Annotated in this window: 1 protein-coding gene; it reads left to right on the top strand. The window is 51.0% G+C overall.

The features are described from left to right. A partial coding sequence (gene gspL, locus R7093_RS26335; RefSeq protein WP_318147163.1) for a type II secretion system protein GspL occupies window positions 1–616 on the top strand: 616 nt, incomplete at both ends.

Below are 616 nucleotides of genomic sequence, written 5' to 3'. Positions count from 1 at the left end.
CAGAGACGGAAGGCGCGGTGGTGGATTCGGCGTGGCTGGACCTTTATCTCTCTTCTTACCTGCAAAATCATGAAGGTTGGCAACTCGAATGCTACAGTTCCGTGCCAGCATCGACTGTTGAGAGTGTATGGCGTCCTAAGCCAGAAGAGCTGACGATGGCGTTGCTCGCAAAAGGCGTCGTGAGTAGTAAAACGAACCTGTTAACTGGCGAGTTTAAGCCGAAGTCTTCTTGGGGTAAGTACTGGAAAGTTTGGCAAACGGCGGCTATCGCTGCGGGCGTTTTGTTAGTGGTGGTCGTGGCTCAGCAACTTCTCGTCGTCCACAAGTACGAGGCGCAAGCACAAGCCTATCGTGAAGAAAGCGAACGTATTTTCCGTCAGGTTTTCCCAAACAAGAATCGAATTCCGACCGTAAGCTACTTAAAGCGCCAAATGACGGATGAAGAGCGCCGTTTATCTGGTGGCTCAACAGATGTTGCGATGTTGTCTTGGCTTGCTGCCTTGCCAGCAACGCTTGGTCAGGTGAAAGATCTAGAAATCACCAGTTTTAAGTATGACGGCCAACGTGGTGAAGTGCGCATTCACGCACGTAGCTCAGACTTCCAGCCTTTTGAGCA

This window comes from Vibrio sp. 1580 (assembly GCF_033340055.1).
This window is presented reverse-complemented; position numbering and strand designations above follow the sequence as displayed.